This window comes from Izhakiella australiensis, assembly GCF_002006995.1.
Classification (GTDB): Bacteria; Pseudomonadota; Gammaproteobacteria; order Enterobacterales; family Enterobacteriaceae; genus Izhakiella; species Izhakiella australiensis.
Genome location: NZ_MRUL01000001.1, coordinates 94,583 through 120,324, shown reverse-complemented (window position 1 = coordinate 120,324; position 25,742 = coordinate 94,583). Strand labels below are relative to the sequence as shown.

The 25,742-nt window shown below is 54.2% G+C and carries 25 protein-coding genes; 7 read left to right on the top strand and 18 right to left on the bottom strand.

Features of this window, described 5'->3' with window-relative positions:
• Positions 1-100: 100 nt before the first annotated feature.
• Complete coding sequence (locus tag BTJ39_RS00540) at positions 101-412, top strand: DUF485 domain-containing protein (RefSeq protein WP_078000713.1); 312 nt, start codon at positions 101-103, stop codon at positions 410-412.
• Entirely contained in the window at positions 409-2,058 is a 1,650-nt protein-coding gene (locus BTJ39_RS00535; protein WP_078000712.1) for a cation acetate symporter, read from the top strand. The genes BTJ39_RS00540 and BTJ39_RS00535 overlap by 4 nt, the downstream gene beginning before the upstream one ends.
• A gap of 39 nt (positions 2,059-2,097) precedes the next feature.
• Here the strand turns inward: BTJ39_RS00535 and BTJ39_RS00530 are convergent, their stop codons facing one another.
• The 3 genes from BTJ39_RS00530 to BTJ39_RS00520 form a co-directional block, all read right to left on the bottom strand.
• Positions 2,098-2,643, bottom strand: a complete 546-nt coding sequence (locus BTJ39_RS00530; protein WP_078000711.1) for a YfaZ family outer membrane protein — start codon at positions 2,641-2,643, stop codon at positions 2,098-2,100.
• 117 nt (positions 2,644-2,760) lie between these two features.
• Complete coding sequence (locus BTJ39_RS00525; protein ID WP_078000710.1) at positions 2,761-3,459, bottom strand: LrgB family protein; 699 nt, start codon at positions 3,457-3,459, stop codon at positions 2,761-2,763.
• The gene (locus BTJ39_RS00520; RefSeq protein WP_078000709.1) at positions 3,452-3,880 is read right to left on the bottom strand and encodes a CidA/LrgA family protein; all 429 of its coding nucleotides are present in this window, start codon (positions 3,878-3,880) and stop codon (positions 3,452-3,454) included. Before BTJ39_RS00520 ends, BTJ39_RS00525 begins: the two co-directional genes overlap by 8 nt.
• Positions 3,881-3,979: 99 nt before the next feature.
• Between BTJ39_RS00520 and BTJ39_RS00515 the strand changes: the two genes are divergently transcribed.
• Complete coding sequence (locus BTJ39_RS00515; protein WP_078000708.1) at positions 3,980-4,882, top strand: LysR family transcriptional regulator; 903 nt, start codon at positions 3,980-3,982, stop codon at positions 4,880-4,882.
• A gap of 93 nt (positions 4,883-4,975) precedes the next feature.
• On the opposite strand, the gene BTJ39_RS00510 is transcribed toward BTJ39_RS00515, so the two are convergent.
• The 4 genes from BTJ39_RS00510 to soxR all read right to left on the bottom strand — a co-directional run bounded on the left by BTJ39_RS00510 (position 4,976) and on the right by soxR (position 9,524).
• Positions 4,976-6,631, bottom strand: a complete 1,656-nt coding sequence (locus tag BTJ39_RS00510) for a Na+/H+ antiporter (RefSeq protein WP_078000707.1) — start codon at positions 6,629-6,631, stop codon at positions 4,976-4,978.
• Positions 6,632-6,794: 163 nt separating this feature from the next.
• Positions 6,795-8,144 carry an NCS2 family permease gene (locus BTJ39_RS00505; RefSeq protein WP_078000706.1) on the bottom strand — a complete coding sequence of 450 codons (1,350 nt, stop codon included), beginning with the start codon at positions 8,142-8,144 and terminating at the stop codon, positions 6,795-6,797.
• A 210-nt stretch (positions 8,145-8,354) separates the two neighbouring features.
• Positions 8,355-9,011 carry a glutathione S-transferase family protein gene (locus BTJ39_RS00500; protein WP_078000705.1) on the bottom strand — a complete coding sequence of 219 codons (657 nt, stop codon included), beginning with the start codon at positions 9,009-9,011 and terminating at the stop codon, positions 8,355-8,357.
• Between the two features lie 45 nt (positions 9,012-9,056).
• Entirely contained in the window at positions 9,057-9,524 is a 468-nt protein-coding gene (gene soxR / locus BTJ39_RS00495; protein WP_078000704.1) for a redox-sensitive transcriptional activator SoxR, read from the bottom strand.
• 155 nt (positions 9,525-9,679) lie between these two features.
• On the opposite strand from soxR, the gene soxS reads away from it, so the two are divergent.
• Together soxS and BTJ39_RS00480 are read left to right on the top strand one after the other, a co-directional pair.
• Positions 9,680-10,105, top strand: coding sequence for a superoxide response transcriptional regulator SoxS (gene soxS / locus BTJ39_RS00490; protein ID WP_078000703.1), 426 nt, complete (start codon positions 9,680-9,682; stop codon positions 10,103-10,105).
• A gap of 416 nt (positions 10,106-10,521) precedes the next feature.
• Entirely contained in the window at positions 10,522-10,803 is a 282-nt protein-coding gene (locus BTJ39_RS00480) for a YjcB family protein (protein WP_078000701.1), read from the top strand.
• Positions 10,804-10,849: 46 nt separating this feature from the next.
• Here BTJ39_RS00480 and BTJ39_RS00475 read toward each other — a convergent pair whose 3' ends face one another.
• Together BTJ39_RS00475 and BTJ39_RS00470 are read right to left on the bottom strand one after the other, a co-directional pair.
• Complete coding sequence (locus BTJ39_RS00475; RefSeq protein WP_078000700.1) at positions 10,850-11,797, bottom strand: ATP-grasp fold amidoligase family protein; 948 nt, start codon at positions 11,795-11,797, stop codon at positions 10,850-10,852.
• Positions 11,798-11,805: 8 nt separating this feature from the next.
• Complete coding sequence (locus tag BTJ39_RS00470; protein WP_078000699.1) at positions 11,806-13,062, bottom strand: MATE family efflux transporter; 1,257 nt, start codon at positions 13,060-13,062, stop codon at positions 11,806-11,808.
• Positions 13,063-13,604: 542 nt separating this feature from the next.
• Between BTJ39_RS00470 and BTJ39_RS00465 the strand changes: the two genes are divergently transcribed.
• Both BTJ39_RS00465 and BTJ39_RS00455 read left to right on the top strand, forming a co-directional pair.
• A complete protein-coding gene (locus BTJ39_RS00465) occupies positions 13,605-14,003 on the top strand; it encodes a transposase (RefSeq protein WP_078000698.1) in 399 nt (132 codons plus the stop codon).
• A 1,131-nt stretch (positions 14,004-15,134) separates the two neighbouring features.
• Complete coding sequence (locus BTJ39_RS00455) at positions 15,135-16,073, top strand: VirK/YbjX family protein (RefSeq protein WP_078000696.1); 939 nt, start codon at positions 15,135-15,137, stop codon at positions 16,071-16,073.
• Positions 16,074-16,093: 20 nt separating this feature from the next.
• On the opposite strand, the gene BTJ39_RS00450 is transcribed toward BTJ39_RS00455, so the two are convergent.
• From BTJ39_RS00450 to BTJ39_RS00410, 9 genes are all read right to left on the bottom strand, one after another.
• On the bottom strand, positions 16,094-16,531 hold the full coding sequence (locus BTJ39_RS00450; protein ID WP_078000695.1) for a DUF3828 domain-containing protein: 438 nt from the start codon (positions 16,529-16,531) through the stop codon (positions 16,094-16,096).
• A 379-nt stretch (positions 16,532-16,910) separates the two neighbouring features.
• The gene (locus BTJ39_RS00445) at positions 16,911-18,278 is read right to left on the bottom strand and encodes an MFS transporter (RefSeq protein WP_078000694.1); all 1,368 of its coding nucleotides are present in this window, start codon (positions 18,276-18,278) and stop codon (positions 16,911-16,913) included.
• 49 nt (positions 18,279-18,327) lie between these two features.
• On the bottom strand, positions 18,328-19,029 hold the full coding sequence (locus tag BTJ39_RS00440; RefSeq protein ID WP_078000693.1) for an SDR family NAD(P)-dependent oxidoreductase: 702 nt from the start codon (positions 19,027-19,029) through the stop codon (positions 18,328-18,330).
• Positions 19,030-19,044: 15 nt separating this feature from the next.
• A complete protein-coding gene (locus tag BTJ39_RS00435; protein WP_078000692.1) occupies positions 19,045-20,337 on the bottom strand; it encodes a flavin-containing monooxygenase in 1,293 nt (430 codons plus the stop codon).
• 154 nt (positions 20,338-20,491) lie between these two features.
• Positions 20,492-21,412: a LysR family transcriptional regulator gene (locus BTJ39_RS00430; RefSeq protein WP_078000691.1), complete on the bottom strand. Its 921-nt coding sequence runs from the start codon at positions 21,410-21,412 to the stop codon at positions 20,492-20,494.
• Positions 21,413-21,683: 271 nt separating this feature from the next.
• Positions 21,684-22,766 carry an isocitrate/isopropylmalate dehydrogenase family protein gene (locus tag BTJ39_RS00425; protein WP_078000690.1) on the bottom strand — a complete coding sequence of 361 codons (1,083 nt, stop codon included), beginning with the start codon at positions 22,764-22,766 and terminating at the stop codon, positions 21,684-21,686.
• Between the two features lie 14 nt (positions 22,767-22,780).
• Positions 22,781-23,077, bottom strand: a complete 297-nt coding sequence (locus tag BTJ39_RS00420; protein ID WP_078000689.1) for a putative quinol monooxygenase — start codon at positions 23,075-23,077, stop codon at positions 22,781-22,783.
• Between the two features lie 151 nt (positions 23,078-23,228).
• Positions 23,229-24,506, bottom strand: a complete 1,278-nt coding sequence (locus BTJ39_RS00415; RefSeq protein ID WP_078000688.1) for an MFS transporter — start codon at positions 24,504-24,506, stop codon at positions 23,229-23,231.
• Between the two features lie 268 nt (positions 24,507-24,774).
• On the bottom strand, positions 24,775-25,497 hold the full coding sequence (locus tag BTJ39_RS00410) for a GntR family transcriptional regulator (protein ID WP_198412923.1): 723 nt from the start codon (positions 25,495-25,497) through the stop codon (positions 24,775-24,777).
• Positions 25,498-25,742: the final 245 nt, after the last annotated feature.

Below are 25,742 nucleotides of genomic sequence, written 5' to 3'. Positions count from 1 at the left end.
AAGCGATAACAACAGCCGATGTCCTCCGGTGCGCAGTTACGTTCGTTGGGAACGTTGCTCCGGTTGTGGTGAAAACCCAACTTACTTCTGGAGACCATGAATGAACGATATCCTCTGTCAGCGGATAGAGCGCTCTGCGCGCTTTCAGACGCTGGTGCGCAAGCGCCAGTCTTTCGCCCTGTTGCTGTCACTTATTATGCTGGTGCTCTACATCGGCTTTATTTTACTGATCGCTTTCGCCCCCGGCTGGCTGGGAACGCCGCTGCATGCCGGTACCAGCGTAACCCGCGGCATTCCGATCGGCGTCGGGCTGATCGTTATCTCTTTTTTGCTGACCGGCGTGTATGTATGGCGCGCCAACGGCGAGTTTGATCGTCTGACCAGGCAGTTGCTGAGCGAGGTGAAAGAATGAAAAAATCAGCCATTCTTCCGGCGCTGCTGCTGCCTGGCATCGCCTGGGGCGCCGACAGCATCAGCGGCGCCGTCCAGCAGCGCAGCACTAATGTTGAAGCTATCGTGATGTTTGTGATTTTTGTCACCGCCACCCTGTTTATTACCTGGTGGGCATCGAAACGAACCCGATCGCGCAGCGATTATTACACCGCCGGCGGCAATATTACCGGTTTGCAAAACGGCCTGGCCATTGCCGGCGATTTTATGTCTGCCGCCTCCTTTCTCGGCATTTCCGCGCTGGTCTATACCTCGGGCTATGACGGACTGATCTATTCTTTGGGCTTTCTGGTCGGCTGGCCGATTATTCTGTTTCTGATCGCCGAACGACTGCGTAACCTTGGCCGCTACACCTTTGCCGACGTCGCCTCCTATCGCCTGAAACAGAAGCCAATTCGCACCCTGTCCGCCTGCGGCTCGCTGGTGGTGGTGGCGCTGTACCTGATTGCCCAGATGGTCGGCGCTGGCAAGCTGATTCAACTGCTGTTCGGTCTCGACTACCTGGTCGCGGTGGTGCTGGTTGGCATCCTGATGGTGCTGTACGTCCTGTTTGGCGGCATGCTGGCAACCACCTGGGTACAGATTATCAAAGCGGTCCTGCTGCTGTTTGGCGCGACCTTTATGGCGGTCATGGTGATGAAAGTGGTCGGCTTTAGCTTCAGTTCGCTGTTTAGCGAGGCGATGTCCGTCCATGCCAAAGGCGCGGCGATTATGCGACCCGGCGGGCTGGTACACGATCCGATTTCCGCACTTTCGCTGGGTCTGGGGCTGATGTTTGGTACCGCCGGTTTACCCCATATCCTGATGCGCTTTTTTACCGTCAGCGACGCGCGCGAAGCGCGTAAAAGCGTGTTCTATGCCACCGGCTTTATGGGCTATTTCTACTTTCTTACCTTTATTATCGGCTTTGGCGCCATCGTGCTGGTCGGCGCGAATCCGGCATTTAAAGATGCCAGCGGCCAGCTGATCGGCGGAACCAATATGGCGGCGGTTCATCTGGCCGACGCCGTGGGCGGGAATCTGTTCCTTGGCTTTATTTCAGCGGTGGCTTTTGCCACCATCCTGGCGGTGGTTGCCGGGCTGACGCTGGCAGGCGCCTCCGCCGTCTCCCACGATCTGTATGCCAGCGTGATCCGCAAAGGAGAAGCCACCGAGCTTGAAGAACTGCGGGTATCCAAAATTACCGTGGTGCTGCTTGGCTTTGTCGCCATTGCGCTGGGCGTTCTGTTTGAGAAACAGAACATTGCGTTTATGGTGGGACTGGCGTTCTCGATAGCCGCCAGCTGTAACTTCCCGATCCTTCTGCTGTCGATGTACTGGTCGAAGCTGACCACGCGCGGAGCGATGATCGGTGGCTGGCTGGGGCTGCTGACGGCGGTGATCCTGATGATCCTCGGCCCTACGATCTGGGTGCAGGTGCTGGGCCACGCCAAGCCGATCTACCCTTATGAATATCCGGCGTTGTTTTCCATGCTGGTGGCTTTCGTCGCAACCTGGCTATTTTCCATCACCGACCATTCGGAAAACGCCGCCGCTGAACGCGCCCGCTTCCGCGTGCAGTTCGTCCGTTCGCAGACCGGCATCGGCATTCAACAGGGGAAACACTGAGAAAATCCAGCCAGCCGTCAGGCTGGCTGGATTAAGGCATCAGAAGTGCAGGGACGCACCGATATAGGGACCGTCGGCCAGTACGTTATTTTTATTATTGTGTTCGCCGTTTAGCACCAGATACTGATAGCCGGCATTGAGGGTTAACATCGAAATCGGGCTAAAGGACACGCCGCCCTGAATATCCTGGTAAGAGTCGATGTTATGCGAGAATGACTCCGGCGCCCAGTAGTAGCTGCCATAAACGCCAAACTGACTATTAAATGCGTACCTGGCGCCAAGACCGATGGCATTGGCATAGCCATCTTTGCTATCGCGCGGGTTAACGTACATTGTTCTCACGCCGGGCGACAGCATCAATCCATCGTAAGCAAAGTTATAGCCCAATCCCAAGCCAACCAGATTGCCATCATCATTACTGCGCATCCAGTTACCGTTCAAAAACAGGCCTGGAGTGCTGGTGCCGAGCCCGGCGTTAATGTTGGTGTATTTTTTGCCTACTGTCACACTGCCATCGATCGCCTGAGCAGAAGTCGCCGCCGCCAGCAGTACCAGACCACCGGTTAATGCCACCACTTTTTTCATTTTTCTCTCCACTGATTCATGATCCTTTGCGGCGCAAGAATAAACGGCGCAGAGTCGCAGCTCAATCAGACGATTGCTAACAAATGCAACAAACTGGCGCCGGGTATTGACGCTTTTTTACACGCTAGTCCAGAGCAGATGGCTGATAAAAGGCGCAATGACCACCGTGACGATACCGGACAGCATCATCACCAGGCTGGAAACCACCCCTTCCTGCTGGCCCAGTTCGTAGGCGCGGGCCGTACCGGCGCCGTGGGATGCCGCGCCGAACCCGGCCCCTTTCGCCATGCCCTGTTTGATCGCCAGGCGCAGGAATAACACGTCGCCGATAGCCATGCCAAACACGCCGGTGATCACCACAAACAGCGCCACTAAATCAGGCTGACCGCCAATCTGTTTTGCGGCGGCGAGGGCGAAGGGAGTGGTAATTGAGCGTACCGCCAGGCTGCGCTGAATTTGTTCCGGCAGCGTCAGCAGCCGCGCCAGCCAGACCGAGCTTAACACCGCCACCAGCGTCGCGGTGATCACCCCGGCGGTCAGCGATAGCCAATGTCGGCGGATAAGCGGTAGATTTTCGTAAACCGGAACGGCAAAGGCCAGCGTTGCCGGCCCCAGCAGCCACAGCAGCCAGTGACTGTCGCCAATATAGCTCTGCCAGCTGATATGGGTGAGCAGCAATAGCGCCACCAGGATCAGCGGCGTCATCACCAGCGGCATCAGCAGCAAGGTATGCCAACGGCGATAAAGCTTTTTGTTGAGATAGTAGATAACCAGCGTCGCCAGCAGGCAGCTCAGGCTGATGAAGAAATCACTCATGGCGTTTCGCTCGTTTGCGCGTTGCCAGCCAGCGTTCAAAGCGGCTGACGCGTTCAACCACCAGCGCCGTTGAGGCCAGCACCAGCAAGGTACTGAGGACAATAACCAGCACGATGCGCCAGCCTTCTACCTTCAGCAGGTCGGCATAATTCACCACCGCAACCACTGCCGGAACGAAAAACAACAGCATCTCCGCCAGCAGCCAGGCGGCACCGGCTTTCACCCAGCGTAGCGGCAGGATGCGCAGGGAAATCAACGCCAGCAGCAGCAGCATGCCGACGATATTCGCCGGTAAGGGCAGGTTCAGCCAGCTGACCAGCTGGCTGACGGCCGCAAACAAACCGATATATAGCGCAACCTGTACCGGCACCTGGAACCGTTGTTTCCACTGCGGGCGTGGTGAATGCAAGGCGAGTGACATTATTTCTCCCTCGTTTTGTGATGCAGATAGTATAACGGAGGGACAAACCGTGAAAAAAATGACTTAATATTATTTAAACTATGCCGTTCAGGAATGATTATGGATGTTCGCGCGTTACGTTATTTTGTCGAAGTCGTCCGCCAGCAGAGCTTCACCCGTGCTGCCGAACAGCTGTATGTCACTCAGCCCACCATCAGCAAAATGTTAAAGCAGCTGGAAGATGAGCTGAGCTGCACCCTGCTACTACGCGAAGGGCGCAAGCTGCACCTGACCGATACCGGGCAGGCGGTGTATCAGCGCGGCCTGACCATTCTGCAGGAATTTAAGCAGCTGGAGGCCGAGCTAAGCGATTTAACCGAGCTGAAAACCGGCGAGCTGCGCTTAGGGATACCGCCGATGGTCGGCATGCAAATAGCCGGTTCTATTTCCGCCTTTCGCCAGCGCTATCCCGGCGTGGAGCTGAAGATTGCCGAATTCGGCGGCCTGACGGTGCAGCAGGCGGTGATGAACGGCAGCCTGGATATTGCCATGACCGCCCTGCCGCTGGCAGAGGAGTTTGCGCTGAATGCCCTGCCGCTGATGACTCACCCGCTGTGCGTGCTGGTGCCACGTACCGATGAATGGCTGCGCCGCAGTCTGATACCGCTGGCCGAACTGGCCAACCATCCGATACTGATATACAACGAAGAGTTTTCCCTTAACCGCCAGCTGATGCGTGCCTTTCAGGCGGCCGGATTCACCCCGCAAATTGCGGTGCGCAGCGGACAGTGGGACTTCCTGGCAGCGATGGTGCAGGCGGGCATGGGCGTGGCGATTATGCCAGAGCCTATTTGCCAGCGGCTGGATAAAAACCAGCTGCTGTGGCTGCCGCTGGAATCGGATTTGGTCTGGCGCCTGGGTTTGATATGGCGTGAAGGCAGCTATCTGTCGCGCAGCGCCCAGGCCTGGATCGCCTGCTGCCGTGAGTTCTGGCCGGGAGAGGCGCCGCGCCTTTCGCTATAGGCAACCCGCCATACGGAACGCCAGATAGCGCGCGCAGCCTGGCGGCACCTGGCGCCCCGTTTTTAGCACTGCTGGCGCCAGCCCTTTAGTGGGTTAGTGGGCGCCCTCTTTTTCCATCAGCAGCGTTTCCAGCAGGTCGAGATCGCGCAGCAGCATATTCATGGTTTCGCTGCTGATCTGCTGAGTGGCCCGCAGGTGGTAAACCTCGCCGCGCTCGGCGCGCAGCGCGGTAAGCCGAAAGCGCCGTTCCAGATTCTCGGCCAGCAGCGCCGCCTCCAGATCGTTCTTGCCATCTACTCGTCGCCGCATCAGACCGATTACCCGGGAGCTAACCTCTTTTACCAGCTCAGGGTCGAGATTCTCCGTGGTGTCTTCCGCCAGACGCGCTTCCATTTTGTACAGACTGTCAATGGCGGTTCCGGCCATAATCGCCCGCGCTTCCTGCATTTCCCGTCGCTGCTTCGACTTATCGATGGTTTCGACGCTGCGCAGCAGCAGCGGCAACACCACCACGCCGACCAGCAGCGAAAACAGAATGACGCCGGTGGCGATAAACACCAGCTCATAGCGCGCCGGGAAAGGCTCGCCATCGGCCAGGTACAGCGGGACCGAGAGGACGCCGGCCAGGGTGATAGCGCCGCGCACGCCGGCGAAAGAGGCGATCAGCAATTCACGTAGCGTATAGTTGCCAAACTCCATCGGCTTCTTTTTCAATAGCCGCTGGCTGATGCGCTGCATGATCCACAGCCAGCCAAAACGCACAACCATTAGCGCGACGTACACCATTGCGATGCTGGCAATCAGCATCCAGATATCAACGTTCGGGTCAGCGTCCGCCTGCTGTAAGGAGATTTCCAGAATGCCGGGCAGCTGTAGCCCCAGCATCAAAAACACCATGCCGTTAAAAACAAACTCCAGCATCTGCCAGACGCTGTTGGCGCGCAGGCGCATTGCCAACGGCGCCTGGCGCATGATGCCGGAACGGGTAACGGTCATCCCCGACGCCACTGAAGCAAGGATGCCAGAAACGCCGAGGTGTTCTGCTATCAGATAAGAGGCAAACGGCAGCAGCAGCAGCAGCACCGTCTGGGTTGCCGGATCGTCACCGCTCCAGCGGCTGAACAGGCGCAGCGAACGTCCGTATAGCAAACTGATGACGATACCGGCCAGCAGGCCACCCAGCGCGACCTTCAAAAATTCGATGGTGGCACCAGAAACGGTAAAAACCATGGTTCCCAGCGCGACCGCAACGGCAAACTTCAGAGATACCAGACCGGAAGCGTCATTCATCAGCGCTTCGCCTTGCAGTATCGACATGATTTTTTTCGGAATGCGCCCTTCGCCAACAATGCCGGAAAGCGCGACAGCGTCAGTAGGAGACAGCACGGCGGCCAGCGCGAAGGCGGGGATCAGCGGAATACCGGGCACCGCCCAGTAAATCAGATAGCCAATGCCCACCACCGTGATAAGCACCAGAACCAGCGCCAGCCCTATAATTTCGCGCCCGTGGTGGAAAAATTCGCTGGTTGGGGTTTTCCAGCCATCGGCAAACAGCAGTGGCGGAATAAACAGCACCAGAAATAAGGCCGGATCGAAATCAACATGCAGACCGAAGGTGGGCCAGGCCAGCAGCGCGCCAAGTGCAATCTGAACCAGCGGCAAAGGGATTTGAAAAGGGATAATTCGCGCTGCGACGCCAGACAGCGACACGGCGAGCGTCATAATCAGTATGGTAAAAAAGATTTCCATGCGTTGCGTTTAGCCTCTTCCGACAGGCGTGAATACAGCGTCCTGCGCTGCCCTGTTCGGATAGTAAAACAAAAGCATAGTAATAAAAAACCGTAAACTGTGCTGAAAACATCCATCGTCAGCTGCGGGAGCGTACGGCCTCCCGCAGTTAAAACCCGCGCCGTCAGATAGCCCAGCCACCGGCGTAAAAGGCCACCAGCGCAAGTGCGATGATCACCGTGCCCAGATTGAGCTTACGCCATTCACCAGAAATGATACGCCCGATAACCAGCACGCCAAAGCCCAGCATAATGCCGGTCACAATATTGCTGGTCAGCACGATAAATACGGCGGTTACCAGACCTGCCATCGCATCGACAAAGTCATCAAAATCCAGCTTGGTGACATTGCTCAGCATTAGCAGGCCAACATACATCAGCGCCGGAGCCGTCGCATAGCTGGGCACCAGATAAGCCAGCGGCGATAAAAACAGGATCAGTAAAAACAGCACGCCGACGGTTATCGCCGTCAGGCCGGTTTTACCGCCAGCGGCAGTACCCGCTGCGGATTCGATATACACTGCGGCCGGCGAGGCGCCGACCAGGGCTGACAGCACGCTGCTCAGCGAGTCAGAAGTCAGCGCCTTGCCGCCGTTAATAATCTGACCATCTTTATCCAGCAGGTTTGCATGACCCGCCACCGCGCGAATGGTGCCGGTGGCATCAAAAACCGCCGTCATCACCAGCGCCAGTACGCTTGGCAGCACCGCCGCATTCAGCGCGCCTTTAATATCGAGGCTGAATAACAAAGAGTTGCCATGAGCATCACTTAAGCTGGGCATGGCAAACAGCCCCTGATAGTGAACCGCCGGATCGAAAATCAGGCCCAGCACCGAGATAACGACAATCGTCAGCAGGATACCGCCCGGCACGCGCAGCTTTTCCAGGCCGATAATCGCCGCCAGACCCAGTAGCGACATGATGACCGGGAAACTGGTGAACTGGCCGAGTAACACCGGCAGGCCGGGACCAGGATTTTTCACCACCAGATTGACGCCATCGGCGGCGATCAGCAGCAAAAAGAGGCCGATACCAATACCGGTGCCGTGCGCGACGCCCTGCGGCAAATTACGCAATATCCAGGTGCGAATGCCGGTTGCCGAAATAATGGTGAACAGCACGCCCATCAGGAATACCGCACCCAGCGCAACCGGAACGCTGATGTGCTGGCCCAGTACCAGGCTGAAAGCGGTAAAAGCGGTCAGCGAGATAGCGCAACCAATTGCCAGCGGCAGATTGGCCCACAGTCCCATCACCAGCGAACCAACGCCGGCCACCAGACAGGTAGCAACAAAAACCGCCGACGGCGGAAAGCCTGCTTTACCGAGCATTCCCGGCACCACAATGACGGAATAAACCATCGCCAGAAAGGTGGTCACACCGGCAATCAGCTCCTGACGAACGCTGCTGCCGCGCGTGGAAATTTTAAACCAGGCGTCCAGCTTGCTGCCGGACTGAGAAGAAGGCGATGACATATAAAGATTTCCCCTGAATGAGTTGTGTGCAGCAAGGCAACGGCGATAAATCGCCTTCTCTCGCATTTCGCGGCCTAAAACCACAAGGACGCAATCGATAACAGCAAACGTTTACGTCTCTGGGTACAGCACGGCTGTCGTTAAGACTTATTGTTAGCGCGGCGATTATCAGGCGTGCTTACGCGCTTTTCAACACCCGGCGAAAATTTATTAACTGAAGTCGATTTCTCCCCCCTGCCGGGTCGCGCGCTGCCAGGCCTCCCGGCTGGCAATTTTATCCAGCCAGGCCTGAATATTCGCCGATTTATCACCGCGTGCCATAAGCGCCTGCAGCGGAAAACTCATCTGGACATCGGCAATGCTAAAACTATCGCCGGCAAACCAGGGATGCCTGCCAAGATGATGTTCAATAAACTGATGATGCGTGGTCAGCTGTCGATCGAGGTAGTTTCGCCGCACGCCCTGCTCCACCAGCCGACCAAATGGCCGAAACAGCCAGGGGACCGGCGCCTTGCCAAGGCGGCTGAACACCAGGCGCATTACCAGCAGCGGCATTAATGACCCTTCGGCATAGTGGAGCCAGTAGCGCGCCTGCTGGCGTTCATGGGGCTGAAGCGACATGAAACGCTGCTGCGTATCATATTGTTCAACCAGATATTCCAGAATGGCGCCAGATTCCGCCAGGGTGAGGTCGCCGTCGGTTATCACCGGCGATTTGCCGAGCGGATGTACTTTTTTCAGCGACGCGGGCGCTAACATGGTTGCTTCGCGCTGGTAATGCACTATCTGATAGGGAATCTCCAGCTCCTCCAGCATCCAGAGGATACGCTGTGAGCGGGACTGATTGAGGTGATGAACAGTTATCATGGCAGGCCTTCGCTAATCTGAGACCTTTCAGTATAGCCGCACAAGTCAATCGGCATCGCCCAGCAGCAATACCGCACCGGTGCCCTGGGTGCTGAGCCGATCGTCAGGGTTACGCAGCGGGCACTGGGCCATTGACAGGCAGCCGCAGCCAATGCAGCCATCCAGCTCGTCACGCAGGCGGATTAAGGTGCCGATACGGCGATCGAGCTCAGCCCGCCACTGGGTGGTCAGCTGGCGCCATTCTTTCGCCGACATGCGCTTTCCCGCCGGAATTTGCATCAGGCTTTCGCCGATCGTCGCCAGAGGAATGCCGATGCGCTGAGCAACCTTAATCACCGCGACCCGCCGCAAGACGTCCCGATGGTAGCGGCGCTGATTTCCCCCATTGCGGGTACTGCTGATAAGCCCTTTTTCTTCATAAAAGTGCAGCGCAGAAACCGCCACGCCGCAGCGTTTAGCCACCTCGCCTGGGGTCAGCTCCCTTTTATTTGAAAGATTCACATTTTTTTTCATTTAGCGCTTTACCTCAAGTTAACTTGAGGAATTATACTTCCCCACCATCAGATGATCGATATCAAATTTACTCACTACTTCGACGAGGTGACGGCTGTCAGGCATAGATTGCAGCGGGCCGTGACTCCGGTTTGACCACCAGGGAGACCAACTTTATGCATGATGACATCATTCAGACGCTGACCGCATGGATTGAAAGAAACCTTGATAAAACGCTGTCCATTGATGAAGTGGCCGCGAAATCAGGCTACTCAAAGTGGCACCTCCAACGCATGTTCCGCAACGTCACCAGCCAGACGCTGGGCAATTACATACGCGAGCGCCGTCTGACGCTGGCGGCTCAGGCGCTGTGCCAGACTCAGCGTCCGGTATTTGATATTGCCATGCAGTATGGTTATGACTCTCAGCAGACGTTCTCGCGCGTGTTCCGTCGCCAGTTCTCTCAGACGCCGACCGCCTATCGTCATGCGATGCGCCGTCAGCCGCAGCAAACTCAGCGTGAATCCACCTATGATTACGGTGACTATCGCGCGCCTTATTGCCGTGTGGATAGCGCTTCAGGCTTGCAGCAGGCCTGCTAAGTTCGTGAAGTCTGGATCGGAAACGATCCGGGCTTTTATCCCCCCCTGCGCAGCCGCCAGGCTGGCGCAATGACGATTCCCCCTCTTTGTATGTAACCAGCCATGACATCACTCATCGCGCTAACGCCCTGCTCGCCGCGATTTGCGTTAAAAACGCCTCTGCGGCAAAAGCTATTGAATATCCTCAGCTATGCCAAAAAGCTATTTCTCACATGAAAAAAAGTTATCGATTAACCGGGCAAAAAGCGGCCATGCCGGGGCTAAAATTTGTTCAAAATTTAAAATCCAATGATATAATGTGACGCATATCACATTTAAGCCTTAGCGCTGGCGATTGGCGTGGCCTCCCTGACAAGCCTCGCTCGTCGTGCATCCTTGGTCATTGTCAGGGCAGAATCATCCGGAGTTGAAAAATCATGGGCACCCTGACCGCAAGTTTGGCGTTAATGAGATGGGAATTGTTAAGCGCGGTAATGATGTTTTTTGCCAGTACCTTCAACGTGAGGTGCCGGCAGACCAGCCATAACGCGCTGGCCTTCGTATTCACCGGCATCGGCATCGGAATGTCCTGCTGGTTTGTCACCGGCCTGTTGGGTATCACCATCAGCACCGTTAATCTGCTCAACTTCTGGCATATGACTAAAGATGCCTTTGTTGAGGTGATGAGCCGCACGCCGTCTGACTGGCCAATGCCGTAATCTGGCGGCGCCAGAGATGAAAACGGGCCTCAACGGCCCGCTTTTTTTACACCTTTTTTAGTACGACAGGTATCCCTATATCCTGCTGCGGCGCGAGGGCAAGCTGCTTGCGATCCTGCTGCCACATATCTCCCATCATCTGATCCAGACCGCGATCGAGCCCCGTTACCAGACCGGCGCCCGGCGTAAACGTCAGCTCGCCGAAGTAAATCACCCCTTCGTGGATATACCAGTCAACCCGGACATAATCAAAGTCGCTTGCCAGCACCTTACTTAGCTGCAGCGCTTTCTCCAGCGAGGGCAGGTCCTGACTGATATCAAGGCCGGTATCGCGAATTTTATGGAAGCAGTGCTGTAGATTATTGACGTAAAATTTCATCGACAGCGGTCCCTGCTCCGAGCGGTTATAGATAACCTGGAGGACATATTCAAATTTGCCGTCTTTTTTATTGAACATGTGGAATTTATAGTCGATAGCACCGAACTTGCCGTCGCCGATATACTGTTCAACCAGAATACGCGGCTTGATAAAGCGATAATGAATTTCTCGCGAATGAATGGAAAAATCGCGTTTAAGCCAGTCTTTACAGCGCTCAATCAGCTGCTGCTTCTGGATACAGTCCGGCTCCTGCAGTATAACCTCGACCATCCCCGAACCGTGATTCGGTTTGATAACGGTGTTTTTTAGCGATTTCAGGCCTAAAAGCGTGGTCGGATCGTCAGTTTCATGCAGTAAAGGAATCAGGTAGTCACTGCCGATTTGTTGGGCAATGTAATCCCTGACCAGAAGCTTATCCGACAGGTGTCCATAGCGCACGTAATCCCCCATGATGATTTTACGATACAGGATTTTTTCGTTGAACAACCGGGGCTCCCGGATGTTTGGTAACTTCCTGAAGGTGTTGAAATAGTAAATGCGATCCTGGTACGACCACGGCATTTTGCGTATTAGCCAGGACATACCTCTGCGCAATCCTTTTTTCAGCTTTATCATTTTCAACCTCATTTGTAGGTTTTGATTTTGAGTGAGGAGAGTTGAATTCTCAGAATGACCCCGTTTTTGAAGAAGTAATTCATCACCGTCAGTGACAATAACTCTGTAACAAATACACTCCACGCTGCGCCGGTCAGGCCCCAGGTGCGAATGAAAAGCCACGAAGTTACCAGGCTTACCAGCATTTGGAAGAGGATTTTTACCAGCAGATAGTTGAATCCGCCCTCTTTCACCATAAAGCGATAAGCCACTGTTCCCATTGCTGAAAAACAGGTTGCCCATGACAACAGCGTGATGATACTTCCCGCCTGTGTGTAATCGTTCCCATACAAAGTGATGATTAGCTTGTCGCCAAACAGCGAGACGATAAGCAACATCAAAATCGAAACAGCCATTACGTAGCCATACAGCCGGGCAGCCAGCCTGACTGCCACTTCATCGCGCTCCCGGAAGATCGCCGAAAAGCAGGATGTAATGATCGCCACCGGGATAAATATCCACGAGGCGGAAATGGTATTTGCCGCAGCAAAGACGCCCAGCTCATGTTCGGAGCCAACGCCAACCAGAAAAAACTGCGCCATCTTGACCTGAATAGAGATAAACACGCTGGAAATCGCCAGCGGCAGTCCGGCATACATCAGATAACGCGTATAGTTGCGCTGCCGGCGGCGCGGCGGCGCACTCATTTCGCTGGAGCGAAAAAACTGCCCGCGTTTAATCAGGTAAGGCACCAGCGTTACGGCCACAATTGATAATGACAGCAGCAAGGGGCTGAGCTTCAGCCAGGCAACCGTGAAGCTAATGGCAAAGCTCAGCAACATTCCGGCGCCGTTGGCGATAGTATTCATACGCGATTTCAAACGCGCATTGTTATAAACGCTAAAAATGTCCTGAGTGACAAAGATTGCCGACAAAAACGAAGCGAAGGCAAAAACAGCAAAGTTTTCACGCATTGTCAGCCAGACGTAAATTAAAGTCGGGGCGGACAAAAGGAGTAATAAAGCCAGACGAAAACGGCGGGCAACTGCCATCAACCGCGTTCCTTTTTGCTCGCTTTTACTAATACTTTTGAAAAGAATGGTTTCCGTTCCAAATATCGCTATTGTTTGAATAATAGAAAATAGCGAAGTTGAAAATGCCATTTGTCCGAAAATAGAAGGCCCAAACGATTTAGCCACATACGATGTGACAAATATCACGCCGAACACTGACACCAGCTTCTCGGACATCATCCAGGCTGCGTTTGACATTTCGCTGTATTTCATCTAGGTGTCCTATAACTCCTCAAACCAACGGACAAAAATCACTTCCATGTCCACAACTTAAACCCGCCGCTCAGGGTCTGAAACCAAAGGCAGGAGTGGCACTAAAGGATTAAAGCGCCATATTTGATATTTATAATTAGAGAAAAGTCTTAAATACTAATCAATGAGAGGGTTTTAGGAATTTAGGAATATATTTAAATGTGGTATCAAAGTGCCACTAACCGTCTCAAAAAAATTCCCTCTCGTAACTCTCTAATCACTTATCAATCAACCAGATTGAGCAACCAGTTATTAAACAGTTATCCGGCCATCAAGTGATGCTAAGAATCTATAACAAATCACGCTTTATCGAAAGCCGTCACCAGACTTTTGAAATAAAATAAGAGTAATCCCATGATACTATTTTTTGATAATCACTTAACTTAATCCGTGTAATTACGAATAATTGCTGCCGGCATCTAAGCTAATAATGCGATCGCGTAGATCCACTTATAAACTTAGTTCAGCTGGTCATAATATAGTTAAGAAAGGTAATAGCATTTATGAGAAAGTCACGTTTCACTGAGGAGCAAATCACCAGCGCTATTAAAGCTTCAGAAAGTGGCGTTAAAGTGAGGGAGATTTGCAATGAGCTGGGGATTTCAGAAGCAACCTTCTACAGCTGGAAGAAGAAGTTTGGCGGTTTATCTTCCGAGGAAGGAAGAAAAATCAAAGAATTGGAAGATCTGGTGCATAACATGGAACGTGAGCTACAAGCGCTAAGTTCTGACAAAGAAATGCTACAAAGCGTACTTAAAAACTTCTTTACCACCAGCGACAAACGGCAGGCAGTCAACTTCCTGCAGGCCAGGTTTGAAATCGGCACCCGCCGCAGCTGCCGCCTGCTGGATATAAGCCGCAGCGTTTATCATTACCCCGCCAGCCAGGACAGCCAGCATTAGTCAGCGGTTACGGGGAACATTTTACATTATGATGTTTTAACAACCAACGGCTCGTACACGACAATAAACTGATTGGTAGCCGCTATCTTTAGTATGCTTCGCTTGTTCTGCAATTACACACCGCCAGTAAAATCATTAGTATTCAATAGCTTTCCCGGGCATTTCTCAGCTCAGCGCTGAGAAATGCGCCATTTAATACTTAAGTAAATTCCCAGCCTTGTATTACAGCGGCCAATTTTAGTTTAACCCGCTTAATATTACCCCTTGCGTCGGCAGCTTACATTTAAATCTTACTGAACAGCATTTAATTACCGGAGCATCTTAGTAAATATCCTTATTTAATCGCCACATAGCCTCAACCTCGCTTCAGCCAGCCAGCGGTTAACCCATTCAGAATGATTAATTAAGCTAAATTCTTACTTAACAAGCGGTCAACTAACCGTCTGTCACGTTAATGTATTATGTCTATTGCCTTAACCTTTAAGTGCGCTTCCAGTTCGCATTACAAAAAGTTTACCCGCGTAGCTTTAATTTTTACTGGTTCACTTTGTGACGATTTGTGCGCCGGTAGAAACTTTACAACAGAGGAAAATTAGCGCATCCGGTTACTTTTTCTGACGGTAAAAACGTCCATTTGCTTTCTTAAAAATCAGCCAAGGGTAAAAAAAACCACGACATGAGTCCTACCCACCGTCGCGGTTAATGAGAGTTCTTTCACAAATCTGAAAATGTCACGCGCTAAGTAGCATGATGGTCATCGGCGACCTAAGTCGTCGTGATTCAGTGCAGAAATTACCCCGGTCCGGCCCCAAAATGGCCGATCGCCTTATCCGGCAAACCCGCGGTTAGCGCACTGGGGCCCCGGATCTTATCCCGCCAGCCGTCCAATGTAAAAATAACAATATTAATCAATAAGTAACAGAAGATAAGTCCAGCCTGAGCAAGTTTGCAGCAGCCTGAAAACGCCGCCCGGGCATGATGAATCACATCAATATTAAACAAAACAAAAACGAGATTTAAATTTAGGTAAATTCTCAAACCCCCGTTGAGCAATCGTTTAAATTTCTGCTTGTTAAATAGCCTCCAGTTGAAATGGTTAAATAGCTTCCAGTTAAAAAAGGGACAAGTTTTATGTCGGAAAATACGTCACTCGTATCTCACCAGGAAAATGGACTGGCGCTTTTTTACGCACTGATTTCAGGCAAACTCCAGCCCGGCCGCCTGTGGCAGAAGCCGCGCTATCGCGTGAAGTACTTTTTTCGCTCCTTAATTTACTCCCGCGCCACCGCCCGGCTGCTGTCCGCTATTGCCGCTGATTCGGTGATGAGGGATATGCTGGCGCTGCAGGACACGCTGCCAAGTAAAATTCATCGTCCCTATCTCTACCTCTCCATGCCGATGCTGGCGCGTTCCGAGGCCATCATCAGCCATTATGATTTCGCCAGTCGGTTAGCGTTGCCAACGCTGCGCACCGCACTGCTATCCAGCACGCCGCTGGTTCTGACTGAGTTTATCGGTAAGAACGGCGAACATTTTGTCGTTAAGCTGGTTTGCACCGGCCGCTGCGAGCGCGAAGGCGAGGTAAACATGTTTATCGATTGTGATAATACCTGCCTCGCCATGCTGACCTTCGCGGTGATTAATCAACAGCAGCAGCGAGTATTAATGATTGGCGGAATGCAGGGTGCTCACCGTGACATCGCGCATGACGTTATTCGTGACGCCACCAAAGCCTGTTACGGACTTTTTCCGAAGAGATTATTACTGGAGGCGGTGCAGATGTTCGCTAACGCCACCGGCGTGGCGCGCATCGAGGCAGTAAGCGATCGCGGCCACGTCTTTCGCAGCCTGCGCTATCGTCTTAGCAAAAAAAGTTTGTTTCATGCCAGCTATGACGAGTTCTGGACCTCCATCAATGCTGAGCGGATTTCCGGCGATCTGTTCTCGCTGCCGCTGAGCTTCCCGCGTAAGCCGATGGAGGAGATTGCCAGTAAGAAGCGTTCGGAATATCGCAAACGTTACGCGCTACTTGACAGTATGCAGGAGAGTTTCCGCCAGCATCTGATTTAGTTTGTTGACCGACGCCGCTATCAATGCGGCGTCAGGGTCGTCACGTCATCGATCTTCCAGACGCCGCCTTCATCTTCCATCATCAGCAAAAGCCGCTGCTGGTCATCGGGCAGTCCCAGCACCACTTCGCCGTGAGCCTTATCGCCACGCACTTCAAACGGTAGCATTGAAATATGGTCTATCCAGCTGTCGCCATAATCCGCGCTCTGTAGAAAGTAGTCATTATCCATCTCTTTCGGATTCTTAATTAGCACATGAATACGGTTAATCAGCCGCTGGGTCACGTACTGGTTTAACTTAGGATCGTGCTCATCAATAGGACTTTCATCTTTATTCATTGCGCCAAGATACCAGCTGTAAAACGCCCGACCGGCCATCTCCGGTGATAATGCCGGTTCCCGCGCAACGACATGAAAAGCTGCCAGCGCAAGCAGCAGTCCTGTTAACCATGTTTTCATTAATACTATCTCTGTAAAGCGGAAACGACTTCCTGTGTTTGCGAGCTACCGTTATCGTCACCGATTGTAGGGTAAACCGGCGCAAAATTCAGCCGACAAATCACGCATCAGACGGCTGACCCGCTTTCATCTGATTTTCTGCGCGCTAAGCCCGTCGCGAATCAACCCGAAAAGCGCCACGGGCTGTTGCAGGGGGGGTCAATTACCACTAACCGGGCTTGAGGGATAGCTGCGGCAACAGACGCAGCTACAGCGCATGACAGAGCGTCATGGCGGGAAGCAATACCAGCGAGAAGCAGCGGAAGGCGCGGGAACATGGGACATCAGCATTACCGATTGCCAGCAAGGCCGCCAGCATCCCATGTTCCCGCAGTGAGGATTACCCGGGCAGCGGCTTGCCGGTACGATCGCGCAGGCCCCACAGCGCCATCAGGCCAAGCAAAGCGCCGCCTATCAGGTACCAGGCCGGGATCATAACGTTGCCGGTTTTCTCAATCAGCCAGGTGTTTATCAGCGGTGCGGTGCCGCCTAATAAAGAAACCGAGATATTGTAACTAATGGCAAAGCAGCTGTAGCGCACCGGCGCACGAAACAGCGAGGTCAGCGTACCGGGCATGGTGCCTTCAAAAAACAGCATGGCGAAAATCAGCACCGCCAACGCCGCCGCCATAACGCCGGCGTGATGATGGCGCAGCAAGTGAAATGCCGGCAGCGCAAAAACAACCATTAACAGGCAGCCGACAACCAGCATGCGTTTACGTCCAAAGCGATCGCCCAGCGCGCCGAACAGGGGGATAAACAGCAACAAGCCTAGCGTGGCCACCAGCGACAGATTGCTGCTGAAGCTCTGGCTATAGCCCAGTACGTTGGTCAGATAGCCCGGAACGTAGCCCAGGATGATGTAATAGCTAACATTAAACGTTGCCACCAGTCCGGCGGCGCGCAGCATCTGCGGCCATTCAGCCAGCATGTTTTGCCACAGGCTTTTTTGCGACGTATTCGCCTCGCGCGCGCGGCTCTCTTTCTGCATTTGACGAAAGACCGGCGTTTCATCCAGATTCAGGCGGATAAATATCGCGACCACCCCCATCAGCCCCGCCAGCGCGAAAGGAATACGCCAGCCCCATGACGCCATCTGGGTTTCACCGACCAGATGACTGACCAGGCTTACCACCAGCCCACCAATCAGAAAGCCGGAAATATTGCCGAACTCCAGCCAGCTGGTAAAAAAGGAACGGCGCTTATCAGGGCAGTGCTCGGCGATAAAAATGCATGAACCGCCATATTCTCCGCCGGTAGATAACCCCTGCAGCATCCTCATCAACACCAGCAGGCACGGCGCAGCAATGCCGATGGATTGATAGGAGGGAATAAGCGCGATAATCAGGGTGGCGCCGGACATCAGGCTGATGCTGCTGATCAGCGCCGTACGACGGCCAAAACGGTCGCCTATCGGACCAAATACAAATCCGCCCAGCGGACGGATAATGAATCCGGCGGCAAAGGCCGCGTAGATGGCGATCAGCTGGCTGTAAGCGCTGGTTTGCGGAAAAAATACCTGCGCCATGATCGTCGCCATTGAGGAGTAAATGGCGAAATCAAACCATTCAACCATATTGCCGAGGGTAACGCCGCTGACCGCCCGGTTTAAATCTTTGTAATGACTGACGCGTTTTTCCCCGGAACGTTGGCGTTGCATCAGATAATCGGCAGGTCTGCTCACATCTGAAAAGGTAGAGTTTTTCATTGTATTATCCTGTCTGTTATTGATTAGGTAAAACACGTGCTGTCACTGTTCATCGCATATAGACGCCTCCACTGATAACTAACGTTTCCCCGGTGATATAGGAGGGGCGATGGCTTAGCATCCATACCCAGTCGGCAATTTCCGTCAGGCTCGCGGCCCGCTTCATCGGCACCGCTTTGACCCCCTCTTCCAGTCGGCCGCCGCGTCGCGTGCCCTCAGTCTCCACCCAGCCCGGCGCAATGGCGTTAACCACAATGCCGCGATCGACTAATTCAAGAGCCAGTGATTTTGCCAGCGAGACCACGGCCGCCTTTGAAGCGCTGTAAATCAGCTGGTTCTGCGATACGGCAAACGCATCAACCGACGCGAAGAACAGCAGCGCCCCGCCGGCTGGGGACATATTCTCCGCCGCTACCCTGGCGATGTTCAGCGTGCCCAGCACGTTGACATCAAAAATGCGGCGATAAAGCGCCTCGCTGTAGGTTTCCAGCGAAGAGACCGGAAAAATACCCGCCGCGTTAACGGCGGCCTGCAACGTGCGCCCGGCCAGCGCGCCGCGAACGCCTTCTTCCAGCTGTTCCAGATTGCAAATATCGGCCTGCACGCTTTGCAGCCCCGGCTGGGGCGGGCAAGGGACAATATCTAGCGCGATAACCTGCCAGCCTTCAGCCAGCATGCGATCAGCCACCGCTTTGCCCATGCCGGAAGCGGCTCCGGTAACCAATGCAATGGGGGGGATTTGCGTTTGCATAAGCAGGCTCCAGCGTCAGTATGAATGCGCGACAACGGGCTGATAATCATCCCGCGACAGGCTGGTCAGCATGTCGAGGGTACGGTGGGTTTCATCCATGTTCAGCTGCCAGATGCGACGCACGATATCAATACGCGTTTCCGCCACCTGCTGACGAGCGAACAACCCGGCGAGGTTGCGCATTCCCTGCTGCTTAAGCTCAATCATGCGGGCAATCAGCCGGGTCTGGGCGCAGTAAACCGGCCACTGCGCGCCGCGCGGCGCCGCCAGGCCGACAAACCACAGATTTTCCAGACGCGTTGGCAGCGTCATACCCGCGGTTCGCAGCGGCACCCCCAGCTGCCATTCCAGCAGCTCATCGGCAAGAAAAGGCAATCGGGTATGAAAGCCGGTAGCCCACAGAATCGTGTCATATTGCTGCTGGCTGCCATCGCTGAAGGTAACGGTTTTATTTTCAATGGCAGTAATGGCGGGCTTAATGGCGATGCGCCCGTGTTGGATCCAGTAAAGCAGCAGGTTATTGACCACCGGCGGCTGCTCATCGAGGTTAAAACTGTCCGGCTGCGGCATGCCCGGATAATTTTTCCAGTTGCCCAGCGACGCCATAATCAGCACCTGCATCAGGCTGTTTTGCAACTCGGCCGGCAGTTCGTTAATAAAAGGCAGCTCGGCGCGCGGCATGCCAAACAGCGCCTTGGGCTGGAAAACCTGGCCGCGTCGCATCACGATGGTGGTATCAAAGCGCTGCTGGGCGGCGTCTACCGCCAGGTCGCAGCCGGAGTTACCGAAACCGACCACCAGAACCTTGCCTTTGATTTGCCGGGTATTACGGTAAGCCGCGGAGTGCAGCGAGATGCCCTGAAAGTCGGCGGCCTGCGGCGGTAGCGCCGGATCCCACAGATGACCATTTGCTACCAGCACGCCATCGAAATGACGCGCCTCGCCGTTAACCCATACCTGCCATCCGCCCTCCCCCTGTTCTCCCTGCGGGACAATCTGCTCAATGGCTGAGTGATAATGAATATGCTCATGCAGCTGGAAAGCATCGACGTAGGACTGAATGTAATCGCATACCTGCTGACGGCTGGGGTAAAGGGGATAATCCGCCGGCATGGGGAAATCATCAAAAAACGAGCTGTTCTTCGGCGTAATCAGGTGCAGCGCATCATAATCATGGTGCCAGTGGCCGCCGGGCTTAGCAGCCTTTTCGAAGCATTCAGCGGCGATGCCAAGATCGCGCAGCGTTTTCAGCGCAGCCAGACCCGCAGCTCCGGCGCCTATAATGCAGTAACGAAAGCGTTTGCTCATCACACTTCCCTCTCCATCCGAACTGAAACATATAAGAAACCTAACGGCAACCTTACCGTTACATTAATAGTCGGCCTGAGAAGCGGGATGAATAAGCAAAGCAAAATAGGTCATATAGGCTTAGCCTATAGCAAACTTTTTTCTTATCGCTCACCTAATCCAGATGGCTGTATCGCTGCTGGATCAAAGTGAGATGTTTGCGCATCAGTTGCATCAGCTCGCGGGCGGCGGCGGAAAGGGCGGTGTCGGCACGATGAATAAAGGCGAAAACCTCCAGTAGCGGTGGCTCCAGCGCTACCCAGCCCAGCCGATCCTGATAGCCGAGATGATGCAAAATAGGCCTTGTGGCAATCACGTCGCCGAGGCCGCGCGCCGCGAGTTCAAAACCGGTGCTCTGGTGTTCAACCTCAATCACTGGCTCCAGGGTCGTGCCGAGCTGCTGCGCCAGCTGATTGAGAATTTTGCGAATCGGATCACCATTGCACCAGCGCGCCTCCGTCAGGATCAGCGGCGCTTCCATCAGCGCATTAATATCTTTTCGGCCAATCAGGCGCTGCGGATCGGCGCTGATATAGCCGACCTGTGCTGACCAGACCGGTTCGCTAACCAGCAGATTTTTGTCATTGACCGGCAGCATCACCAGCCCGGCTTCTATTTCACCGTCGATCACCGCCTGAGCCACCTCTGAAGAGTTGGTGCCAGCAATACGTAAGCGCAGTTCAGGATGCAGGTAGCGACACTCCTCAATAAGGTCTGGCAGAAAATAGTGATGGGCGCTGCCGAAAGTACCAAAACTTGCCACCCCGCCGCGCAGTTCACGCACCGACTGTACCGCTTCGTGCCCCTTTTGTGCCGCCATGGTGGTGGCTTTGGCGTGGGGCAGCAGTCGCAGCCCCGCCTCGGTCAGCAGCAGGCGTCGGTTGGTACGGATAAACAAATGCGTACCCACCGACTGTTCCAGCCGCAGGATCTGTTCAGAGAGGCTTGGCTGGGAAATTTGCAGATATTCCGCCGCTCTGGATAAGGTGCCGTATTCCAGCGCGGTGAGAAAATAATGCAACTGCTGCAAGGTCATAGGAGGCTCCGGGTCAGAAAACCGCCTGCCAACGGGCAGTGACCACCGCGCGCCGGCAAACGGGCGCTGAACAGGGTTAACAGGCTGGTTAATTATCGACGGCTGCCTTAAGGCAGCGGTAATGAGTATAAGTATAAACGGCAGGCAGCAGTGCGTAACCTGACGGTAACCGCCTCAATAGCGGAAACCGTCGGAGCGAGCCGTCGCTCTATAACCGAAGACGGCCACGTTGTTTTCAGAACATTCCCCTCAGCGCAGTCGGGTCATATCTTTAGCTGAGATGCTTTTTCACCGCCCCGGAAATCTCATGCAGTCCAGAGGTTCCGTTCAGCTCGTAAGGTAACAGCTTTTCCGCTTCATAGGCCTGAAGAACCGCCTCTTCAATGCTCTGCGCCGCTGTCGCCGCCTCATCGCACTGATGCTTTTCGGCCAGATAATCCAGCATCATCGCCGCCGACAGGATCATCGCCGTCGGATTGGCTTTCCCCATACCGGCAATGTCAGGCGCTGAACCGTGGCAGGGCTGGAAAAGCCCGTGCTGATCGCCGATCTCACCGCTTGGCGCCATCCCCATTCCGCCCATTAATGCCGCCGCCAGATCCGACAGAATATCGCCATACTGATTTTCCGTCGGCATAACGTCGAACTCCCACGGGCGTCTGACCATATCCAGCGCGGCAAAATCGACGTATTTATGGCCGGCATTAACATCCGTATTTTGCTGCGCCACCTGATAAAACCATTCTCGCGCGCGGTGCTGAGAAGAGAGCACATTGGCTTTATCAATATGGGTAACCAGATTTTTACCGCGCCCCTGCGCCTGACGGCGACGCGCCAGGTTGAAGGAAAAATTAAACAGTTTTTTCGACACGGTGCGCGAAATACGCATCAGGTTATGCACATATTCTTCATCATCGGTGGTGTATCCGCGCGGGAAAGCGAACAGTCCCTCCGTGGATTCACGCACGATAACAAAGTCGAGATGACGGCTGCGCTCATCGGCCAACGGCAGCGGTAATGAGGGGATGGTCTTACAGGGCCGCACGCCCGCATACAGGCCGAGGCGCTTTCTCAGGTCGTGCTGCGGGCCGATTTCCGTTCCGTCAGGATAGCGAATATCAGGGTGGCCCATGGCGCCCAGCAATATAGCGTGGGCGCTTTTTGCTCGCTGGAAATGGCTTTCCGGGAAAGCATCGCCGGTTTCTGCGTAAAATTGCGCGCCGGCATCGATATGATCGTAATGAAGCTCAATTCCCAGATGACGGGTCGCCTGGTCGAGAATCTCCAGGGTTGGCTGCATAATTTCGCGTCCGATGCCATCTCCCGGCATCACTGCAATATTGAATTTTTTCATCGGATATCCCGCCGTTATTTGCCAATCTGCTGGTAAAATGCGATCGCTTTATGCTGTAACATCGCTGCCGTTTGCCGATCGAAACTGAGGAAATGCGCGCTAGTCAGATGCCGCTCAAACGCCTCTCTGTCCTGATAGACCTCATAGAGCAGAAACGCGTGGCTACCCGGCGATGCCTCCTGCAACTCGCCGATATCAAAGCAAAAACAGCCTTCTTCCATCAGCGACGCGGCGGCGTTATCCACCAGCAGCGGCTTAAAGCGAGCATAGTCCGCGCTGCTAACCTTCATTTTCACTACCACCATCAGCATATTGCCACCCTGAACCACCTTAATGAATATATTAACGTATACAAAAATACCGACTTTCAGAGGTAAAAATGCAGCGTCAAACCCTGTTGTTACCCTGAACAGAATCCCTGCACCAGACCGTCCGATCGCCGGTATTGAATCTGCTTCGCTGCTAGCTGGCTTTGACCAGCACGCTCTGGCTGTTGCGCTTGCTGCCGATCAGGAACCAGAAATAGGCGGCAATCAGGTTGAGCACGATAGCCGCGGCGAAAAACGGCATCGTGCTGCCAAAAACCGCCAGCATGTAGGGGAACGCCAGGCTGGTCAGAAATGCGCCCAGGTTGCCGCACATGTTCATCCGCCCGGAAACGGCACCGGACTTTTTACCCCCAACGTCAATGCAGTACGCCCATGATGGCGGTACGGTCACGTCGGTGCCAAACATGGCAAGGCAGAGCCAGGCGACCGCCATATAGGCCGAGTCGCTCATCAGCGCCCCCACCAGGCCGCCAGCCGAGAGAATAAAACCAATGATGGCAGGCAAACGCCGCGACCACAGGCCGTAGCCGCGACGATACAGCATATCGACCACCGCGCCGCCGACCCAGTTACCGATCGCGCTGGCGATCAGCGGAGCGCCGGCCAGAAAGCCGGTAGTCACCGCGCTCAGACCATAGGTCTTTTGCAAATAGGGGAACAGCCAGGTCAGCGCAAAATAGAACGTAAAGCTGTGGGCAAAGTACTGCAGCATCAGCAGCCACATGGTTTTTGAACGAAACGACATATCCACCGGTTCAGCGTTAACCACGCGCTCATCGGCGCTGGCAAGCCTGGTTTCACGTCCCTCTTCGATAAACTTCAGCTCTTCTTTCGAGATTGAGCGATGGTCGGCAGGATCGTTGCGGAACCAGAGATACCAGCACAGCGCCCACAGAATGCCAGCAACGCAGAGAATATAAAAAGATTCACGCCAGCCCGCCGCATCCAGCATCCAGGCAACGAAAGGCAGCGCGAAAGCGGCGCCAATGCGGGCGCCGGAGAGATTAATCCCCTGGGCAAGCGCGCGCTCGCCAGCCGGTAGCCAGCTGTACATCGCGCGGGCAAAGGTCGGAAATGCGCCCGCCTCGGCGATGCCAAACAGAAAACGGGCAACCAGAAGAGACGTAAAGCCAATGGCCAGGCCGGTCAGACCGGTTAGCGCAGACCATGCAATAACAAACAGCGCCAGCATTGAGCGCGGACCCCATTTATCGGCCATTGCGCCGGTGGGAGACTGGAACAGGGCGTAGCCCAGCGAGAACATGGAAAGGATCCAGCCAAACTGGGTATCCGTCAGGCCAAAATCCGACTCAATATGGCCTTTAGCCACGGATATAGCGATGCGATCGACAAACAGCAGGGCGGTAAGGGTGAAAGCTACACCGACGAGTACATAGCGTGCTTTAGTCATAATAATTATTCCCGTTTATGTCAGCGAGAAGCGCTTGAAACATGATGTTGTTAATTGTTGTTTCCTGTAGCTGTTACATTAAAAGCACGTAACAAACTCGTTAACGTATACGTTAATTAGCGCATTGTTTTAAGTCAATCCGCCATTATTCGCTAAATTACGGATATGTGATCCTGGTCAACAGCAGTAAAATGACGCCGCAAGGGAAAGCGCCACGGGCAGTCAGTCCGGGCCTTAGCCGCTGCAGCCTGATGAAATGTCGGGGATCTCAGATCTGGGTTGCACCGAGTTCACGCAGCAATGCCACCAGCATCTGACTGGCTTTTTTACGGTGAGATTCGTGTATTTGCCGGGCCTGTCTGACGTTGCCGGCGGCAATAGCCTCAATCAGCGCCTGGTGTTCCCGGTTAGATTTGGTCGGCCGTGGGCGCATTTTCAGCGTCAGCATCCGCGCCCGGTGGGATTGCTCCCACAGCTGGGCCACCATATTAATCATGCGCTTATTCTGGCTGAACTGGATAAGTTTGGCGTGAAACAGCTCGTCAGCGTCGGCCCAGGCCTGCAGGTCATCCTGCTCCAGCGCGTTGTCCATCGCGGCGGTCGCCGCGTGCAACTCTTGCAGCTGCTCTGCCGTCAGGCCCCTTTCCGCCAGCATCGCGGAAGCGCTACCCTCAAGGGCAGTCAGAACGTCGTAAATCTCCTGCATATCGTCAGCGGAGATAGGCAGGACGCGCATACCATGGCGAGGACGAATATCTACCATGCCATCCTGATGCAGGCGGATCATCGCTTCTCTGACCGGCGTTCTGCTCATCCCCAGCAGATCCGCTGCCTCATGTTCCAGCAGTTGGGTACCCGCTGGCAGCGCGCCATCAAGGATCTGCTTTTTAAGCCGACGATAGGCGACCGCCGACTGCGTTTCTTTCCCGTTGGCAGAAGTGGAATAGCCGCTGGCGAATGGCGTGACGAACATACCGGCATTTTTGCTCATGAATACGGCTTCTCGCCCCCTGGAAGGTTAAAAATTAGTAAGCTGTCCGCAGAACGTTAGCCGGGCAGCGATCAAAATAGCGCCCAAAACCGGGCCGCGCTGCTAATCACTTTATCATCACGACGCGGCGGGAAGGTAGGCGTTATCCTCTGCCAATCAATAAGGGATAGTTAACGCTACTTCAAATCATTTTGTCATCATGGGCGTCAGGCTGCCCCTCATTTCGTTCGTCGCGCTGCCGGTAG

Bases quoted from the DNA above. Each gene is read 5' to 3' on its own strand.
- BTJ39_RS00540 (WP_078000713.1), top strand. From the start codon at position 101: ATGAACGATATCCTCTGTCAGCGGATAGAGCGCTCTGCGCGCTTTCAG.
- BTJ39_RS00535 (WP_078000712.1), top strand. From the start codon at position 409: ATGAAAAAATCAGCCATTCTTCCGGCGCTGCTGCTGCCTGGCATCGCC.
- BTJ39_RS00530 (WP_078000711.1), bottom strand. From the start codon at position 2,643: ATGAAAAAAGTGGTGGCATTAACCGGTGGTCTGGTACTGCTGGCGGCG.
- BTJ39_RS00525 (WP_078000710.1), bottom strand. From the start codon at position 3,459: ATGAGTGATTTCTTCATCAGCCTGAGCTGCCTGCTGGCGACGCTGGTT.
- BTJ39_RS00520 (WP_078000709.1), bottom strand. From the start codon at position 3,880: ATGTCACTCGCCTTGCATTCACCACGCCCGCAGTGGAAACAACGGTTC.
- BTJ39_RS00515 (WP_078000708.1), top strand. From the start codon at position 3,980: ATGGATGTTCGCGCGTTACGTTATTTTGTCGAAGTCGTCCGCCAGCAG.
- BTJ39_RS00510 (WP_078000707.1), bottom strand. From the start codon at position 6,631: ATGGAAATCTTTTTTACCATACTGATTATGACGCTCGCCGTGTCGCTG.
- BTJ39_RS00505 (WP_078000706.1), bottom strand. From the start codon at position 8,144: ATGTCATCGCCTTCTTCTCAGTCCGGCAGCAAGCTGGACGCCTGGTTT.
- BTJ39_RS00500 (WP_078000705.1), bottom strand. From the start codon at position 9,011: ATGATAACTGTTCATCACCTCAATCAGTCCCGCTCACAGCGTATCCTC.
- soxR (WP_078000704.1), bottom strand. From the start codon at position 9,524: ATGAAAAAAAATGTGAATCTTTCAAATAAAAGGGAGCTGACCCCAGGC.
- soxS (WP_078000703.1), top strand. From the start codon at position 9,680: ATGCATGATGACATCATTCAGACGCTGACCGCATGGATTGAAAGAAAC.
- BTJ39_RS00480 (WP_078000701.1), top strand. From the start codon at position 10,522: ATGGGCACCCTGACCGCAAGTTTGGCGTTAATGAGATGGGAATTGTTA.
- BTJ39_RS00475 (WP_078000700.1), bottom strand. From the start codon at position 11,797: ATGATAAAGCTGAAAAAAGGATTGCGCAGAGGTATGTCCTGGCTAATA.
- BTJ39_RS00470 (WP_078000699.1), bottom strand. From the start codon at position 13,062: ATGAAATACAGCGAAATGTCAAACGCAGCCTGGATGATGTCCGAGAAG.
- BTJ39_RS00465 (WP_078000698.1), top strand. From the start codon at position 13,605: ATGAGAAAGTCACGTTTCACTGAGGAGCAAATCACCAGCGCTATTAAA.
- BTJ39_RS00455 (WP_078000696.1), top strand. From the start codon at position 15,135: ATGTCGGAAAATACGTCACTCGTATCTCACCAGGAAAATGGACTGGCG.
- BTJ39_RS00450 (WP_078000695.1), bottom strand. From the start codon at position 16,531: ATGAAAACATGGTTAACAGGACTGCTGCTTGCGCTGGCAGCTTTTCAT.
- BTJ39_RS00445 (WP_078000694.1), bottom strand. From the start codon at position 18,278: ATGAAAAACTCTACCTTTTCAGATGTGAGCAGACCTGCCGATTATCTG.
- BTJ39_RS00440 (WP_078000693.1), bottom strand. From the start codon at position 19,029: ATGCAAACGCAAATCCCCCCCATTGCATTGGTTACCGGAGCCGCTTCC.
- BTJ39_RS00435 (WP_078000692.1), bottom strand. From the start codon at position 20,337: ATGAGCAAACGCTTTCGTTACTGCATTATAGGCGCCGGAGCTGCGGGT.
- BTJ39_RS00430 (WP_078000691.1), bottom strand. From the start codon at position 21,412: ATGACCTTGCAGCAGTTGCATTATTTTCTCACCGCGCTGGAATACGGC.
- BTJ39_RS00425 (WP_078000690.1), bottom strand. From the start codon at position 22,766: ATGAAAAAATTCAATATTGCAGTGATGCCGGGAGATGGCATCGGACGC.
- BTJ39_RS00420 (WP_078000689.1), bottom strand. From the start codon at position 23,077: ATGCTGATGGTGGTAGTGAAAATGAAGGTTAGCAGCGCGGACTATGCT.
- BTJ39_RS00415 (WP_078000688.1), bottom strand. From the start codon at position 24,506: ATGACTAAAGCACGCTATGTACTCGTCGGTGTAGCTTTCACCCTTACC.
- BTJ39_RS00410 (WP_198412923.1), bottom strand. From the start codon at position 25,497: ATGAGCAAAAATGCCGGTATGTTCGTCACGCCATTCGCCAGCGGCTAT.